The organism is Bradyrhizobium altum, from assembly GCF_020889705.1.
Taxonomy (GTDB): Bacteria; Pseudomonadota; Alphaproteobacteria; order Rhizobiales; family Xanthobacteraceae; genus Bradyrhizobium; species Bradyrhizobium altum.
The window spans coordinates 1-16894 of record NZ_JACMYP010000002.1 but is presented as its reverse complement, the minus strand read 5'-3'; the positions used below and the strand labels follow the sequence as shown (position 1 = coordinate 16894).

The following is a 16894-nucleotide window of genomic DNA, read 5'->3' as shown; positions in this document are numbered from 1 at the left end:
ACCGCGCGCTGCAGGCGCAGAGCCGCCTGTTGCAGCGCGAGCAGCGCTCACAGCAAGCCGACCTTGCCCGTCAGCAGCGATTGGCGCCGGCAACAACGGTTGGGTCCGCCGCAACAACGGTTGGGGCCGCCGCCGCGACCACGGCCGCGACGCAGGCGGCCCAGCGCGAGCGATTTGCCGCACGCTTCCGCGACCAGGCAGGTGCGCAAAGCCAGGCGGCGCTTGCGATGCGCCAAGGCGGCTGGGCGCCCCGGAATGCCTGGCGACGCGGCCACCGCGCGGCGTTCGTGGCGTGGCTTGGCCCGGTGTTCCTGCCTTACGCCTATTCGGATATTTTTGACTACACGTTCTGGTCCTATGCCTACGAGCCCGGCTATTGGGCCTACGCCTATGACGACTTCGTGGACACCGTGTTCTGGGACACCAACAGTCCCTACTCCGCCTATGCCAGCATCAACCCTGGCGACTATCCGGCCACCGCAGGCCGCGATCGGTCCCGCCAACGCGCCGATACGAGTCCGCAGGCAATCAAGCAGTTATGCGGAGAGCCGGACAAGGGCGTCACAGCCTGGCCACTTGCCGACATCACGCGGGCGGTACGGCCGAGCCAGCAGCAGCGCGCGCTCCTCGACGAGTTGAAGACATCAGCGGCGAAGGCAGCCGATATCTTCAAGGATTCCTGCGCGGACAGCTATGCCATGACGCCAGCCGGCCGCTTGCGGTCGATGCAAAACCGCATCAGCGCGACGCTCGAGGCGATCAAGATCGTGCGGCCGGCCCTGGAGAGTTTCTACAGCTCGCTCAGCGACGAGCAACAGGCCCGCTTCAATGCGCTCGGTCCACATGTCGGCGAGCGTTCGCCGCAACAGCAAACGACCGCGCAATCCGGGAATTGCAGCGATTCGAAATCCGACCTGGCCCAGCTGCCGATCAACAGGATCGAGGCCTCGCTTCATCCGGCGGGCAAGCAGAAGGAAGCGCTCGACCGCCTGAGCGATGCGACCAAAACAGCCATAGCGGACCTGCAGGCAGCCTGCCCGAACGACGTGCCGCTGACGCCAGTCGGCCGCCTGGAGGCGATGCAGCACCGGCTCGAGGCCATGCAGAAGGCCGCGAAGTTGATCGAGCCTGCACTGGACAAGTTCTATGCCATGCTGAGCAGCGAGCAGAAAGCTCGCTTCAACACGCTGCAGCAAGTCGCGAGCCCCTGAGACGGCCGTCCGGCGATCTGGATCGCCGGGCGCGCCGGATGTCGGTCCCCCATCTTGCCTTTGCAGCCGCCGCGCAGCAATGTCTGGCACCAGCATGCTGATGCGATGCCGAACGACGGGGCGGGAATGAAGCGCGGTTGGATGAGGACTGGCGAGCTACGCGAGCGCTGGGGCGATTCCTTGCTGACCGTGCTCACCATCCTGATCCTTGTGATGATGTTCGTGGTGGCGCCCCTGCAGGCGCTCGGCCTGTTCGAATTCCAGATCTTCGAGCTGTTTCTCGCGCTGTTCCTGGTCGGCGGCGTGTTCCTGATGTCGGGCAGCGCAATTGCGGTCACCGCGATGCTGGTTGCACTCGCCATGATCGTCACGGGCGGGATCTTGCGGCTGCGCTCGCCCTCGATCCTCGACCTCAATCTGTTCGCGGGCTCGTGGCTGATCGTCGGCATTACCCTGGCCGTGACGGTGGCTCGTGCGACATTTGCGCCGGGCCGCGTGACCTATCACCGCGTGATCGGCGCCGTCTTGCTCTATCTCTCCGTTGCCGTGATCTTCTCGGCACTCTACACCTTCATCGGCACGCTGCTGCCGAAAGCCTTTTCCGGGATGAAGATGGAGGACAGCCCGGCGCTGGCGAACGAGCTGATCTATTTCAGCTTCATGACGCTGACGACCACGGGCTATGGCGACGTCGCTCCGCTGCATCCGATCGCACGCAGCCTATGCAATCTCGAGGCGATCTTCGGCCAGCTCTATCCCGCAACGCTGCTGGCGCGGCTCGTGACGCTGGAGATCACGCACAGCGATCAGGATTCCTAGAGCGCAGCGGCGCTGACAGGATCGACCAAATTTGGTGCGTGGCATCCTTTAAGCCGGCCGGGCCGATAACCCACACGCAATCAGATCGATTGGGCACTGGAGCAGATCGGCGCCGCGTTGACGCAGGACCTCTGAGCGATCGGGCGGCTATCTGAACCGCAAGTTTGCGCGGGAGAGCTGGCTGATCGAGGAACACCCCATCAGCCGCATGTCCCGCACCAACTCCGCCTGCAGCAGACCGAGCGCCCGCTCGACTCCGACCTGGCCGGCCGACGCCAGCGGATAGAGATAGAAGCGCCCAAGGCCGACGGCCTTGGCGCCCAGCGACAGCGCCTTCAGCACATGACTGCCCCGCTTGATGCCGCCGTCCATCATCACATCGATCCGGTCGCCCACCGCATCGACGATCTCGGCCAGCTGATCGAACGCTGCCCGCGAGCCGTCGAGCTGCCGGCCGCCGTGGTTGGACAGAATGATGCCGGTGCAACCGATCTCAACCGCGCGCTTGGCATCATCAACCGACATGACGCCCTTCAGGCAAAACTGGCCGTTCCACTGCCGGACCATTTGCGCGACGTCGTCCCACGTCATGGCGGGATCGAGCATTTCCGTGAAGTAACGCCCGATCGACATCGCACCGCCGCTCATGTCGACGTGCTCGTCGAGTTGCGGCAGCTTGAAGCTCTCATGTGTGACGTAGTTGATGGCCCAGGCAGGCTTGATGGCGAATTGCAGCATGCCGCCGAGCGTCAGCCGGAAAGGAATCGAGAACCCGGTCCGCAGGTCGCGCTCGCGGTTGCCGCCGGTGATGCTGTCGACAGTCAGCATCATCACGTCGACGCCGGCCTGCTTGGCGCGCTGCATCATCGCCGTGTTCAGGCCGCGGTCCCGGTGAAAATAGAACTGATAGACCTGCGGCGTAGCATAGGCCTTGCGCAATTCCTCCAGGCTCACGGTCCCGAGCGAGGACACGCCGAACATCGTACCGTATTTCGCTGCCGCGGCGGCGACAGCCCGCTCGCCCTGATGATGAAACAGACGCTGCAGCGCGGTTGGCGAACAATAGAATGGCGTCGCAAGCTTCTGGCCCATCACGGTGACCGAGAGGTCCACGTTCTCCACGCCGCGCAGGACATTGGGCACCAGATCGCAACGCTCGAAGCTCGCGGTGTTCTGCCGAAGCGTCGCCTCATCGTCCGCCCCGCCGTCGATATAGTCGAAGATCGGCCCCGGAAGTCGCCGCCTCGCCAGTTCGCGGAAGTCATGGAAATTGTGGCAATCGCTCAAACGCATGTCGTGCTCCGAAGGTCCGGACCGCGGAGTTAAACGGCTCCTAGTGCCGTTCACACCCACAGCACCCGGAATAACGGGCACGCTTCGCCTTGTCCACCGAGCCGGTCGTTGGGTCAGACCACCGAGCGGTGCCGCGCGATGCAAGTCCGCAGCACGTCGTCCAGCGGCCGGCTCCACCAGTCATTCGAGAAGATCTCGATCTCCGAATAACCGGCAAAGCCCTGCGCTTCGACCATCGTGCGCACGGATTTGATGTCGATCACGCCGTCGCCCATCATGCCGCGGTCGTTGAGGATGTCCTTGGTCGGCACCAGCCAGTCGCAGACGTGGAACGCGAGCAGCCGGTCCTTGCCGGCGCGCGCGATCTGGGTCTTCAGCTCCGGATCCCACCAGATGTGATAGACGTCGAGCGCAACGCCGATCGCGCCGGTGCGGCCGGGATCGAGCGCATCGCAGATGTCGAGCGCGTGTTTCGTGGTGTTCACGCAGGCGCGGTCGGCGGCATAGGCCGGATGCAGCGGCTCGATCGCGAGCGGCAGCTTTGCCTGTTTTGCGTACTCCAGCATCTCGGCGATGCCGTCGCGCACCTGGGATCGAGCCGTCGCGATGTCCTTGGACGCAGCGCTGCCCGGCCGCGAATATTGCGGCAGGCCGCCGGCCACGAGCACGATGCAGGGAGCGCCGAGCGCAGCCGCCTCGTCGACCGCGCGGCGATTGTCGTCGCGAGGCTCGCTGCGATGCGCGCTGTCAGCCGTGAACATGCCTCCGCGGCAATAGCCCGAGAGATCAAGCCCGGCATCTTTCACTGCACGCACGGCGCGGTCGAGGCCGACGCTAGCGACCTGGTCGCGCCAGGGATCGATGGCGCGGATGCCGTGGCGCGCGCAGGCCTCGATGATGGCGAAGAGATCGCCCTGCTTGCGGACGGTCGCCGTGTTGAGCGACAGCCAGCGGTGGTCGTTGGAAAAGTCGCGCATCAGCCGTCAACGCCCCGCGTGGCCATGATCGCCGCCATTCGGCGCGTCGCAGCTTCCGGATTGGCGAGCAGCCCCGATTTGTCGGCGAGCCGGAACAGCTCGGCGAGATGCAGGGTCGAGCGCGCGCTCTCCTGCCCGCCGACCATTGTGAAGTGATCCTGATGGCCGTTGAGATAGGCCATGAACACGATGCCGGTCTTGTAGAAGCGCGTCGGCGCCTTGAAGATGTGGCGCGACAGCGGCACCGTTGGTCCCAGCACGTCGTGGAAGCCGGCCTCATCACCCGCAGCCAGCCGCGACAGCGCGTAGGACGCGGCGGGCGCAATCGCATCGAAGATGCCGAGCAGCGCGTGCGAGAAGCCCTTGTCGTCGCCGGCGATCAGCTCCGCATAGTTGAAATCGTCGCCGGTGTACATCTTGACGCGCGGATCGAGCCGCCGCCGCATGTCGATCTCGCGCTGCTTGTCGAGCAGCGAGACCTTGACGCCATCGACCTTGGCGGCATTGGCGTTGATGATCGCAATCGCAATGTCCATCGCCTTGTCGAGGTCTGCCGTTCCCCAGTAGCCTGACAGAGCCGGATCGAACATGTCGCCGAGCCAATGGATGATCACGGGCTCGCGGACCTGCGACAACACACGGTCATAGACCTTCGCGTAATCGTCCGCATTCCTGCCGAGCTTTGCCAGCGCGCGCGAGGCCATCAGGATGATGCGCCCCCCCGCTTTCTCGACCGCCGCGATCTGCTCCTCATAGGCGCGGATCACGTCGTCGATCGACCTGGCGTCCTCCACCGCGAGATGGTCGGTGCCGGCGCCCGAGAACACCAGTGCGTTGCCTTTTGCCTTCGCCGCTCTCACCGAGCGCTGGATCAATTCAAGCGAGGTCGCCCAATCGAGGCCCATGCCACGCTGGGCGGTATCCATCGCCTCGGCAACGCCAAGGCCGAGGTCCCAGACGTGCTCGCGGAACGCGATCGTCTTGTCCCAGTCGATCGCGGCCGTCAGCCAGGGATCGACGTCGGCGCGCGGATTGGCGACCACATGGGCGGCAGAGAACGCGACGCGGTTCAGCGTGCCCTCGAGCTTCGCCGGAAAAGTCCGCGACGCGGCCACGCGATAGGTCTCGAGACCGCCATCGGCGGTCGGCAGCTTCAGCGACAGCGACGATATCGGCAGGACCGGCTTGTTCATGACAAAAGCCCTTTCTCAGACCACGATCGGGGCGACGTCGATCCAGCGCCGCTCCTTCCAGCTCTTCAGCGCGCATTCGGCGAGCTGCACGCCCTTGGCGCCTTCGAGCAGGGTGTATTTGTAGGGCGCGTCCTCGCAGACATGGCGGATGAACATCTCCCACTGCTCCTTGAAACCGTTATCGTAGACGACATTCTCGGGCAGCTTCTGCCAGTCGGCATAGAAATCGTGCATGCGCTTCTCGTCTGGATTCCACACCGGCCGCGGCGTCGCCTGGCGCGCCTGGATCATGCAATCGGTCAGGCCCGCCACCGCCGAGCCATGGGTGCCGTCGACCTGGAAGGTGACGAGGTCGTCGCGGTAGACGCGCGTCACCCAGCTCATGTTGATATGCGCGATCACGCCGCCCTTCAACTTGAAGGTGGCGTAAGCGGAATCGTCGGCGGTCGCCTGGTACTGCTTGCCCTTCTCGTCATAGCGCTCGGGGATATCGGTCGTTCCGATGCAGACCACGCTCTCGACCTCGCCGAAGAGATTGTCGAGCACGTAGCGCCAGTGGCAGACCATATCCAGAATGATGCCGCCGCCATCCTCGGCGCGGTAGTTCCACGACGGCCGTTGCGCCTCCTGCCAGCCGCCCTCGAAGACCCAATAGCCGAATTCGCCGCGCACCGAGAGCATGCGGCCGAAGAAGCCGGAGTCGCGCAGGAAGGCGAGCTTCTTCAGGCCCGGCAGGAACAGCTTGTCCTGCACCGTGCCGTGCTTGAGTCCCCTGGCATTGGCAAGCTTCACGACCGCAACGGCTTCCTCGAGATTGGTCGCGATCGGCTTCTCGCAATAGACATGCTTGCCGGCGTTGATCGCCTTGGTCAGCAGCGATGGCCGCGCCTGCGTGGTGGCGGCGTCGAAGAACACGGCGTCGCCCTCATCGGCCAGCGCGCGATCGAGATCGGTGGTGTGCCGCTCGATGTTGAAGCGCTTGGCCAGGCTAGCGACCTTCTCCGCGTCGCGGCCGACCAGGATCGGATCGGGCATGATGCGGTCGCCATTCGCGAGCTGCACGCCGCCCTGCTCGCGGATCGCGACGATTGAGCGGATCAGATGCTGGTTGAGGCCCATCCGGCCGGTAATGCCGTTCATGATCAGGCCGAGGCGTTTGGTCGTCATGCTGTCTGCTCCTGCGAAACGCGTGGTGTGGGCCGCTTGAGCGGCTGCATGGTGGACCAGTCCGGATGGATCGAACTGGCAAAGCCCGGCGCGGCGGCGATCGATCCTGTCAGCAGGTCGCCGTCATGGATCGCGAGGCGGACCTTGCCGCCGGCGCGCGTGTAGAGATCGGGATGCGCGGCGAGAAAGGCATCGGCCTCATCGGCCGGGGTGTCGGCAAAGCCGTCGACGTAATGATGTCCGTTGCGTTCGGCATGGGTGACGCCGATCAGCGCCCCGAGCGCGAGGTCCTGCTGCACGCTGAGCCCGGCCTGACAGGTCAGGTCTTCGCCGCTGATGAAATACCGGCCATCCGCGCTCCATGCTGCCGCACGCGTCGCATTGATGATCGACTTGTAGATGCCCTTGCACGATTTCGAAGAAATGCCGCGATAGCCGAGCGCCCGCGCTTGCGGGAATGCATCGTAGGAATCGTCGGCCTCGTCGATGATGAAGCTGCGCGCGGCCAGTCCCCCGAGCGGCGAAGCCTTGGTGATATCGCGCGGCATCGGCTGCTCGATGTAGAGCAGGTTCGCCGCGATCGGCTCGAGCGCCGCATCGTGGTCGAGCCGGTCGACCAGCGCGCTCAGTGCGGCAAGGTCGGCATACTGCTCGTTGGCGTCGAGCGTGACCTTGGTGGCGTAAGGCAGCCTTGCGAGCTCGCTGCCGATCCGCGCCAGCCGCGCTGCGTCATGGGCGGGATCGCCGTTCAGCTTGAGCTTGAAATAGCGCGCACCGGCGTTCTCGCCTACGTCGGCGACGCCGCCCTCACCTTCAACCTCATCGTCCATCCCGACCGTATGCCGGACGGCGACACGATCGAGCCGCTCACGTGTCGACAGGAACCGCGCGATGGCCGCGTCGTCGACATCCGGCGTCAGCCGCGCGTCGATATCAGCGATATTGCCGGTCATGCCATCGAAGAAGTTGACACCCGCCGCGCGCAGCAACCCATCGAGGATCGCCTTGTCGATCTCGGCCGGGCCAAAGCCGGCGGCGAGCGGTGGAATATCCTCCGCAGCGCAGGCAGCGACCTGCGGGCCGATACACTTGGCGTGCAGGCCGAACGCGGTATCAAAGCCCCTGTTCGCCAGATAAAGCTCGCGGGCAACCGCAAGCGAGCGGCGAAGGCCGTCGAGCGACTGTGCCTCCGTCAGATGCGGCCGCTTGTCGAACCATTTCGGCGCCAGCATTTCGGCGCTGGCGCCGGTCGCCCGGCCCTTGCCCTCCACCTCGATCTCGACCCGCACGAACAGCTGCGTCGACGCGGTGATCGTCACCGCGCCGAAACGGAACGGCCGGGCGAACACCAGCGGCCGTTCGAAGAAGGCGATATCGTTGACTTTGAGACGAAGCGGCATTGGAGACTCGGGTGTTAGTCCAGCGACCCCTGCGTGAAGAAATGCTTGCGGATCCGCTGCACCAGTTCGGTGAAGACGGGATCGGACATCGTCTCGAGCGAGCGCGGCCGTGGCATCGGCACGTCATAGATCGCGGCGATCGCGCCGGGCCGCTCGGTCATCACGAGAACGCGGTCGGCGAGGAACACGGCTTCCGGGATCGAGTGCGTGATCAGGAGCACGGTCTTGCCGGTCTCGCGCTGGATCCGCATCAGCTCGACATTCATCCGCTCGCGCGTCATGGCGTCGAGCGCGCCGAACGGCTCGTCCATCAGCATGATCTTGGGATCATGCACCAGCGCGCGGCAGATCGAGGCGCGCTGCTGCATGCCGCCGGACAGCTGCCACGGCAGCTTCTTCTCGAAACCTTCGAGCCCGACCAGCTTGAGCAGCGCCTTGGCGCGGGCAAGATACTTGTCCCGCGGCAGCTGCTTCATGTCGATCGGCAACATCACGTTGGAGAGGATGTTGCGCCACGGCAGCAGCAGCGCGTTCTGGAACACGATGCCGACATTGCCGTGCGGCCTGGTCACCGGCTCGCCGTCGACCAGCACCTCGCCCGTCGTCGGCGGCAACAGGCCCGAGATCATCTTGAGCAGCGTGGACTTGCCGCAGCCTGAGGGCCCGACCACGACAAAGAACTCGCCGTCATTGATGGTGAAGTCGAGCGGCCGCAGCGACGGCACATCGCCGTCGCGCGAACGGTAGGTCTTCGACACGCCTGACAGTTTGATGCCCGGCGTGGCGCCGGCCGCGCGGTCCGAGACCAGGCGCAGATGCGCGGCGGGCTGGCTGATGTCGGCGGGTCTGGTTGCAGGATTCATCGCAATCCTCTCCACCCGTCGTCCCTGCGAAAGCAGGGACCCATACGCCGTGTCCTCTCGTTCGGGCACACGGGCTGAGACCTTCCGCACCAATCAGGGCCGGTGGTTATGGGTCCCTGCTCCGTGCGCAATAGCGCACTCGGCAGGGACGACAGCGGGAGTTTACGGTTCACGAGTCACCCTTCGGCAGATAGTCATTGGTGTAGAACGCCTTCGGATTGGCCTTGGCGTCGAGGCCGCCATATTCGACCATCAGATTGACCGATTCCGTCATGTTCTGATCGGTGACCTGGAACGGCCGCTTGGCCTTGGTCTCCGGTGTGCGATAGAGCGGGATCGTCAGCTCAAAACCCAGCGTCAGCGTGTCGATCTTGCCGCCCTTTGGGTTGGCGTCGAGGATCGACTGCGCGGCCGCCTTCGGCTCTTTCTCCGCAGCTTCCACCGCCTTGGTGGTCGCCGACATGAAGCGGCGGACCAAGTCGGCATTGGCCTTCACATAGTCGGAGTTCGCGATGATGCCGGACGACACCATGTTGATGCCGTAGTCGGCGAACTTGATCGGATAGACGTCCTTGCCCGTGGCGTCCTTGATCTTCATCGACTGGTCCATGACGTAGCCGAGCAACAGATCGGCCTGGCCGTTGATGACGGCATTGAGCTTGGTCTGGCCGTCGCCGACGACGGTCTGGAAGTCGCTTTCCTTCAGGCCGGTCTTCTTCAGAAACAGCGGCCAGATCTGCGTCATCGAATCCGCCGGCGTGATCGCGACCGTCTTGCCCTTGATGTCCTCCGGCTTCCTGATGTTCTTGTCGACCAAGCCCATCGCCGACATCGGGCTGGTCTGCAGCAGCACGCCGGTGGCGATGACCGGCGCGCCCTTCACCGCGGCGCGCATCATCGTCGGCACGTCGACATAGCCGAAATCGGCGGTCTTGGCCGCCACCGCCTGCGTGGTCGCGGCCGAGCCGCGGCCTTCCTGGATCTCGAGGTCGATGCCCTCAGTGGCATAGATGCCCTTGGCCTTGCCGTAATAGAACGGCGCGTGCTCGCCATAGACGTACCAGTTCAGCATCAGCACGACCTTGTCGGCCGCGGACACTGGAGCCACCGCAAGCGCGGTCCAGGCCAGCGCGGCGCCGGCGACCGCAATCAAACGCTTCATGGTTGTTCTCCCTTTATTGTACCGCGGCCCTTGTGTGGGCCGCTTGTCCGGTTGCTGCGCTAGGACGCGAAGATGATGTCGTCGCGCTGACTGACGTGCCAGGGGATCACCAGCCGCTCGATGCGGTCGACGATCCAGAACAGGATGACGCCGAGCAGCGCCAGGATCACCAGCGCGGCGAACATCGTCGGCAGGTCGAAGGTGCCGATCGAGCGCTGCATCACATAGCCGATGCCGGAATTGGAGCCGACGAACTCGCCGACCACCGCGCCGACCACAGCGAGCGTCACGGAGACCTTCAAGCCGGAGAAGATCGCGGGCATCGCGTGCGGCAGGTTGACCGCGCAGAACACCTTGAAGCGGCTGCCCTGCATCGCGCGCGCCAGGTCGACCATGTCGGGATCGACCGACTTGAAGCCCTGCACCGCCGAGACCACGACGGGGAAGAAGCCGAGCAGGAATGCGGAGATCACCTTGGGGATGATGCCGAAGCCGAACCACACCACGAACAGCGGCGCGATCGCGATCTTCGGCACCGATTGGGAGAACACCAAGAGCGGATAGACGTAGCTCTCGACCGTCTTCGAGCCCGCGATCAGCATCGCTGTGGGAATGCCGAACAGTGCCGAGAGCAGGAAACCGCAGATCGTCGCATAGGTGGTCGGCCAGGACTGCCGCAGCAGCTCCGGCCAGTCGCTCCACAGCACCGCGACGACGTCGCCGGGCGACGGGATCTGATAGGCCGGGATGTGGAACAGGCGGATCGCGAGGTCCCAGGCCACCACGATGACCACCAGGAACAGGAACGGACGCACCCACGCCGCATTCAGCACCTTCGACACGCCCGAAAGGCTCTTTGCCTCCGCCACGTCACGCTCCCTTGCAGTCTCTGTTGTTCGTCCAGAAATTAACCCGTTGGATAAATACTGTCCAGCCCCTCGCAGTCAGCAAAATCGCGCAGAGGCACGCGGCTTTCGTCAGGCGAGATTTTTGATGCTCAGTAGCCCGGATGAAGCGCAGCGAAATCCGGGACCGCATTATCCGCGGATGCCGCTCCCCGGATTGCGCTTCGCTCCATCCGGGCTACAGGCTATCGCTTTGCGGAACGATGTCGCGAAGGGATTGCTGTAGCCCGGATGGAGCGCAGCGATATCCGGGAAAAATCCGTCCGCGAGGATGGTCTGTCCCGGATGTCGCTTCGCTCATCCGGGCTACGGGGCCACCAGCGTTCACACTACCCGGTGTTCCGCCGCGCGCAGCGGCGGCATCGCGCTGCCAAACGCGGCGGTGGACTTGCCGGTCAGCGCCGCCAGCACCAGCGCGGTCATGTGCTCGAGGCGCTGCTCGCGGGCGTCCTTCTTGAGCAGGTCGCGGCCGAAGATCACGCTCAGCGTGGCGCTGTTGGAGAGATAGAAGAACGCCAACCCGGCGATCGAGATATAGAGCTGCACCGGATCGACCGCGTCGCGGAAGTCGCCGCTCTCGACCCCGCGCGTCACCACGGTGCGGATCATCTCGACAAAGGGCGAGTGCATCGACTTGACCTTGGTCGAGCGCTTCAGGTGTTTTGCCTTGGCGAGGTTTTCCGTGTTCAGCAGCGCCAGGAACTCGGGGTTGCGCAGGAAATAGTTCCACGTGAAATCGATCAGGCGTCCAATCGCCTCGGACGGGTCGAGATGCTCGAGATCGAGCGTGCGCTCCTCGGCGCGGATCTTCTCGTAGGCGCCTTCCAGCACCTCGAGATAGAGATCCTCCTTATTGCCGACGTGGTAATACAGCATGCGCTTGTTGGCATCGGCATTGGCCGCGATGCGGTCGACCCGCGCGCCGGCGAGGCCATGGGCGGCGAATTCCTGCTTGGCCGCCTCGAGAATCCGCAGCCGCATCCCCTGGGGGTCACGCTGCCATCTCTGTATCCGCTTTGCTTTGGCCAAATCGATCGCCCGTGATGCTGGATTAATGAATGTAGCATGACGCGCGGCGTTTGAGAACGAATGTTGTCGTGACGGCCATGCGGGAATATTTCTCGCAGCGACAGCTTTCGTCATTCCCCGGTGCGCAATTGCGCACCTGAGGGCGCGCCCCTTGGCGCGAGCCCGGATTCCATTCATCCGCAGAACATGTGGCTCGATGGATTCCGGGCTCGTGCTACGCACGCCCCGGAATGACCAAGGAAATGCCCGCGGTGCACGCTGTCGTGACGACGCGCGCATGAAACGCGGCCTAGTCTGGCTTTCCCTGCGAGGGCTGCACCAGGAGCGTCGGCACGCCGCACGTACCGTTGCGCACTGTCATGACACGCGTGCCGGGCTTGCGGCCGGTGCGAATGTCCGAGACGTCGACGCCGGCGGCAACCAGCCGCGCGCGGGTGGCATCGATATCAGTGACGCGCCAGCAGATGCCGCGCAGCCGGTCCGGCGCGTCCGTCTCCGCTTTGTTTTCCTTGCCCGGCCGGTGCGTGACCTCGACCACGAGGTCACCGCAGCGGAAGAACATCAGCCGGCCCCACTCGGGATGCGACCGGTCCAGCGCCATGTCGAGCCTGAGCCGCGCGCCGTAGAGCGCCGCAGCGCGTTCCGGGTCGGCGGTCGAGACCACCACATGATCCATCGCGGTGATCGAGGCCGGCGTGGTGCGCACCGACAGCGGCCGCTCCTGCTCCCGCTCCAGGAAGAACATGCGCACACCCCGTGTCGCATCGGTCGCCGCGCGCGTCCGCTTCCACGACAGCGTGGCGCCGCTGGTCTCATCGCGGCTCTCGACCTCGGCGACGGGCTCGGGCTTCAGGTTCAGCCGGTCGAGCCTGCGGTGTGTCCTGGCGATATCGCTGGTGCGGAAGCAGAGGCTCGCGAGCCCCTCGCCTTGCGTGACGAGCGCGCTGCGGACGCGCTGGGCGGCATCGTCATCGCCGCGCGGCGCCATCAATTCCAGCGTCGTGTTGTCGAGCGTGAACAGCACGCGGTCGGCGCCGTCGCCGCTATTGCGCCAGGCCGGCGCCCGCGCGAACAGCGTCTCATAGGCGGCGCTGGCGGCAGCAATGTCGCCGGTGAGGACGACGACATGATCGAGACCGGTAATCATGGCATTGGCCTCCCCGAATCTGCCGTCATTGTGCTTCTCCTTACGAATCCCGGAACCGCGGCCTGCCGCGGGCCATTATGCCGCATACCAGAACAGGCCGGGGTATCCATCATCTCTACCTGTAAACCAAGCAGGGTTGCGAATAATTTCAGCGATATCGGCCAATCAGCGGTGCTAGTCTGATCTTCGGCCGGGACCACACCAAGCGATCACGGGAAGCGAATGCAGGCTCTCTTCATTGGACAGACCTATATCGACGTCACCTTCATCACGGATCACATGCCTGTCGGCGACGAGAAGCACGTTGCGGACGCCTATGCGGTGTCGTTCGGCGGCAACGCGGTGACCGCGGCGTTCTGCTGCGCCAAGCTCGGCGTCGAGCCGGACCTGATCGCCACCATGGCCAATGACTGGCTGGGACGAATGTTCTGGGACATGGCCGACAAATACGGCATCTCGTTCCATCCCCGCAAGGTGAACTCCTCCTCGCTGTCCTTCATCATGCCCAACGACGGCAAGCGCGCCATCGTCCGCTGCCGCGACGACCAGCACATCCATCCGTTTCCGCTGCTGAACATCAAGGGCTGCCGCGCGCTGCACATCGACGGCCACCAGCCGGACGCCGCGATCCATTACGCAAAGCTCTGCCGTGAGGACGGTATCTTGACCTCGCTCGACGGCGGCGGCCTGCGCACCAACACCCACGAGCTGCTCGCATTCATCGACGTCGCGATCGTCGCCGAACGGCTGTGCGAGCAGATGGACAAGACGCCGGAGCAAATGCTCGACTATCTCAAGAGCCGCGGCTGCCGGGTCGGCGGCATCACCATGGGTGAGCGCGGCCTGCTCTGGTACGACGAGGCGGGCATGGTGCAAACGCTGCCGGCATTGCCGATTCCGCGCAAGCGCGTGATCGACACCAACGGCGCCGGCGACGTCTTCCACGGCGCCTACATCTATTCCTATCTCGCCAATCCCGGCAAAGCCTGGCATGAGCATTTCGAGTTCGCGCGCGCAGCGTCGACCTACAAGATCCAGAAGCTCGGCAACGAGGCCGGCCTGCCGACGCTCGCCGATATCGCGGCGGTCAAGCAGGAGTTTCGCGCCGAAGCCTGACACGGCTGAATGGGGTTAGGGATGGGGCGCGTCTTCGTCGCAGGCAGCATCAATATGGACGTGGTGGCGACCGCCGAGCGCCATCCGAAGGTCGGCGAAACCGTCGCCGGGGAGGCCGTGCTGTATTTTCCCGGCGGCAAGGGCGCCAACCAGGCGGTGGCGTCGGCCAAGCTCGGCATACCAACCGCGCTGGTCGGCCGGCTCGGCACCGATGCGTTCGGCAGGGAGCTGAGAACGTTCCTCGCCGCGCAAGGCGTCGATCTCAGCTTGGTCAAGGACACCGACGGCACCCGTTCGGGCACCGCGATCATCACGCTGGCCAATGCCGACAACACCATCGTGGTCGTGCCGGGCGCCAACGGGCTGGTCGACGCCGATGATGTCGCGGCCCCCGCGCTTGCGAAGGGTGACGTCGCGGTCAGCCAGTTCGAGATTCCGCTGCTGTCGATCGCCGCGTTCTTCCAACGCGCCCGCGCCGCTGGCGCCACCACGATCCTCAATCCGGCGCCGGCGAAGCAGGCCGACAAGGCGCTGCTCGATCTCGTCGACGTCCTGATCCTCAACGAGACCGAGCTAGGCTTCCTCACGGACGCGAGCTCAAGGACGGCGACAAATACGAGACCTTCATGGAAGCCGCGCGATTGCTGCAAGCCCGCGAGGATCAGATGATCTGCGTCACGTTGGGCAAACGCGGCACTGTGGCGCTGGTCGACGGCAAGATGCACTTCGATCAGGGCCGCGCCGTCAAGGCCGTCGACAGCACCGGTGCGGGCGACTGCTTTGTCGGAGCGGTCGCGGCCCTGCTCGCGGACGGACAGCCGATCCAGGCCGCGATGTCATACGCCAATATCGCGGCGTCGATCTGTGTCCAGAGAATGGGCGCTGCGCCGTCCATGCCGACGGTCGAAGAGGTCAAGTCCGTGCTGGCCGCCGAGCGACACGGACCACGATGAGCCAAGGGGGGAGCCGGCACGCAAGCGGCCCGCTCACCGCCGGCGTCACGTCAGCGCGCTCTTGAGATCAAAACTCGTATCCGCCGCCTGCTCCGGTGTGATCGAGCCCCCGGCGCCGAGCAGCCGGCGGCCGAACATGTGATCGCCGGCGCGATTGACCGACTCGATGCCGAGCAGCCTGTCGCCGCGATAGCAGAACGCCGAGAACGCCCCCTGCGCGCGGTCGCCGCGCACCACGACGCGGTCGTAGCCGGTGGTGAGGCCCGCCATCTGCAGCTTGTCGGGGCCCTGGTCGCTCCAGAACCACGGCAGGCCGTCATAGACCTCGGTCTTGCCGGTCAGCCGTGACGCCACGCAGCGCGCATGGTCGGTCGCGTTCTGCACCGACTCCAGCCGCAGCGATCCGCCGAAGCGCTTGCTGGTGTAGAGCGCGCAATCGCCGATCGCGGAGATATTCGGATCGGCGGTCGAAAGATGCTCGTCGACGATGATGCCCGATGCGACCGGCAGGCCGGCCTCCGCCGCGAGCTCGACATTCGGCAGCACGCCGACGCCGACCACGACGAGATCGGCCGGGATGTGCGTGCCGTTGCTCAGGCTGACGCCGGTGACCTTGGGGCCATCGGCCTCGATCGCCGTGACCTGCACCCCGAGGTGGATCCGGATGCCAGCCGCGCTGTGGCGCGACTGCGAGAACTCGGAGATCTCCGCGGTCACCGCGCGCGCCATCACGCGCGAGGCGAGTTCGACCACGTCGACCTCGAGGCCCTTGGCCCGCGCGGTGGCCGCGAATTCGAGCCCGATGAAGCCCGCGCCGATCACCACGACGCGCATGCCGGGTGCGAGCAAATCGCGCAGCGCCTGGCTCTCATCCAGGATGCGCAGGTAGCGGACGGCGTCGAGCTTTGCGTTGGGAATGTCGAGCAGCCGGTTCCGCGCGCCGGTCGCGAACACCAGATGGCCATAGTCGAGCGACGTGCCGGAGGCGAGTATCACCTTGCGTGCGTTGCGGTCGACCGCGTGGGCGCGATCGGTGATCAGCTCGATCTTGTTGTCCTGGTAGAATTTGTCGGGCCGGAACATCAGGGTTTCCGGCCCGCCGGTCCCCTTCAGATAGGCCTTCGACAAGGGCGGCCGCTGGTACGGCAAATGGCCCTCGTCATTGATCAGGGCAATGCGCTCGGCGAAGCCGGCCTGGCGCAGCGACGCCGCGAGCTGGAAGCCGGCATGTCCGGCGCCGACGATGATGACCGAGCCCGTCATCGGAACAACCCAAATACGCGCGAGCAGGAGTGACCCATGCCGTTTCCTCTTGTCGATGTTAGCTTGCGTGCCCCGTCACCACAGCGCTCGTGTCTGCGTACCGAAGGCGCGCGCCATTTGGCCTCATGGCTCGCGCCGATGCAAGGGGGTCCCGGGCAAATCTGGGCACCCGAAAGCCGCCTCCGGAAGCCGGGCCGGATTGCCACGGCTGCCGTCAAGGCCTTAAATGTCCGGAAATAACAAGCCCAAGGTCCTTAAAATGCCCGATCCCGCCTCCCCCAATGACCCCGCCTTGCTCCGCATCGACGGCGCCATCGCGACCATCACGCTGAACCGGCCGGCCGCGTTCAACGCCATCGACATGACGATCGCCAAAAGGCTCGAACAACTCGGCGC

14 protein-coding genes and 2 pseudogenes are annotated in these 16894 nt (G+C 65.0%); 5 read left to right on the top strand and 11 right to left on the bottom strand.

Translation table 11 applies throughout. The annotated features are described in order from the left end of the window. Nucleotides 1-29: 29 nt before the first annotated feature. Together H8B02_RS01205 and H8B02_RS01200 are read left to right on the top strand one after the other, a co-directional pair. The gene (locus H8B02_RS01205) at nt 30-1211 is read left to right on the top strand and encodes a Spy/CpxP family protein refolding chaperone (protein WP_229164262.1); all 1182 of its coding nucleotides are present in this window, start codon (nt 30-32) and stop codon (nt 1209-1211) included. Nucleotides 1212-1352: 141 nt separating this feature from the next. Beyond that, nucleotides 1353-2030, top strand: coding sequence for a potassium channel family protein (locus tag H8B02_RS01200; protein WP_224942983.1), 678 nt, complete (start codon nt 1353-1355; stop codon nt 2028-2030). A 147-nt stretch (nt 2031-2177) separates the two neighbouring features. On the opposite strand, the gene H8B02_RS01195 is transcribed toward H8B02_RS01200, so the two are convergent. From H8B02_RS01195 to H8B02_RS01150, 10 genes are all read right to left on the bottom strand, one after another. Beyond that, on the bottom strand, nt 2178-3323 hold the full coding sequence (locus H8B02_RS01195) for an alpha-hydroxy acid oxidase (protein WP_229164260.1): 1146 nt from the start codon (nt 3321-3323) through the stop codon (nt 2178-2180). Nucleotides 3324-3436: 113 nt separating this feature from the next. Next, complete coding sequence (locus H8B02_RS01190) at nt 3437-4300, bottom strand: sugar phosphate isomerase/epimerase family protein (RefSeq protein WP_229164258.1); 864 nt, start codon at nt 4298-4300, stop codon at nt 3437-3439. Beyond that, nucleotides 4300-5493: a dihydrodipicolinate synthase family protein gene (locus H8B02_RS01185; RefSeq protein ID WP_229164256.1), complete on the bottom strand. Its 1194-nt coding sequence runs from the start codon at nt 5491-5493 to the stop codon at nt 4300-4302. The genes H8B02_RS01190 and H8B02_RS01185 overlap by 1 nt, the downstream gene beginning before the upstream one ends. A gap of 15 nt (nt 5494-5508) precedes the next feature. Continuing rightward, nucleotides 5509-6660 (bottom strand): Gfo/Idh/MocA family protein, encoded by a 1152-nt coding sequence (locus H8B02_RS01180; RefSeq protein ID WP_229164254.1) that lies wholly within the window; start codon nt 6658-6660, stop codon nt 5509-5511. Continuing rightward, entirely contained in the window at nt 6657-8060 is a 1404-nt protein-coding gene (locus H8B02_RS01175) for an enolase-like domain-containing protein (RefSeq protein ID WP_229164252.1), read from the bottom strand. Before H8B02_RS01175 ends, H8B02_RS01180 begins: the two co-directional genes overlap by 4 nt. A 14-nt stretch (nt 8061-8074) precedes the next feature. Further along, nucleotides 8075-8923, bottom strand: coding sequence for an ABC transporter ATP-binding protein (locus H8B02_RS01170; RefSeq protein WP_229164250.1), 849 nt, complete (start codon nt 8921-8923; stop codon nt 8075-8077). Between the two features lie 169 nt (nt 8924-9092). Then, nucleotides 9093-10085, bottom strand: coding sequence for an ABC transporter substrate-binding protein (locus H8B02_RS01165; RefSeq protein WP_376711583.1), 993 nt, complete (start codon nt 10083-10085; stop codon nt 9093-9095). Between the two features lie 59 nt (nt 10086-10144). Beyond that, nucleotides 10145-10954 carry an ABC transporter permease gene (locus H8B02_RS01160; RefSeq protein WP_229164248.1) on the bottom strand — a complete coding sequence of 270 codons (810 nt, stop codon included), beginning with the start codon at nt 10952-10954 and terminating at the stop codon, nt 10145-10147. Nucleotides 10955-11314: 360 nt separating this feature from the next. Beyond that, nucleotides 11315-11971, bottom strand: coding sequence for a TetR/AcrR family transcriptional regulator (locus H8B02_RS01155; RefSeq protein WP_229164247.1), 657 nt, complete (start codon nt 11969-11971; stop codon nt 11315-11317). 337 nt (nt 11972-12308) lie between these two features. Next, the gene (locus H8B02_RS01150; RefSeq protein WP_229164243.1) at nt 12309-13166 is read right to left on the bottom strand and encodes a VOC family protein; all 858 of its coding nucleotides are present in this window, start codon (nt 13164-13166) and stop codon (nt 12309-12311) included. A gap of 222 nt (nt 13167-13388) precedes the next feature. On the opposite strand from H8B02_RS01150, the gene H8B02_RS01145 reads away from it, so the two are divergent. Next, nucleotides 13389-14282: a sugar kinase gene (locus H8B02_RS01145; RefSeq protein WP_229164241.1), complete on the top strand. Its 894-nt coding sequence runs from the start codon at nt 13389-13391 to the stop codon at nt 14280-14282. A 21-nt stretch (nt 14283-14303) separates the two neighbouring features. Further along, nucleotides 14304-15235: pseudogene (locus H8B02_RS01140) on the top strand (ribokinase). Between the two features lie 45 nt (nt 15236-15280). On the opposite strand, the gene H8B02_RS01135 reads toward H8B02_RS01140, so the two are convergent. Further along, nucleotides 15281-16498 carry an NAD(P)/FAD-dependent oxidoreductase gene (locus tag H8B02_RS01135; RefSeq protein WP_229164240.1) on the bottom strand — a complete coding sequence of 406 codons (1218 nt, stop codon included), beginning with the start codon at nt 16496-16498 and terminating at the stop codon, nt 15281-15283. Nucleotides 16499-16757: 259 nt separating this feature from the next. Between H8B02_RS01135 and H8B02_RS01130 the strand changes: the two are divergent. Next, nucleotides 16758-16894: pseudogene (locus H8B02_RS01130) on the top strand (enoyl-CoA hydratase/isomerase family protein); the annotation flags it as partial.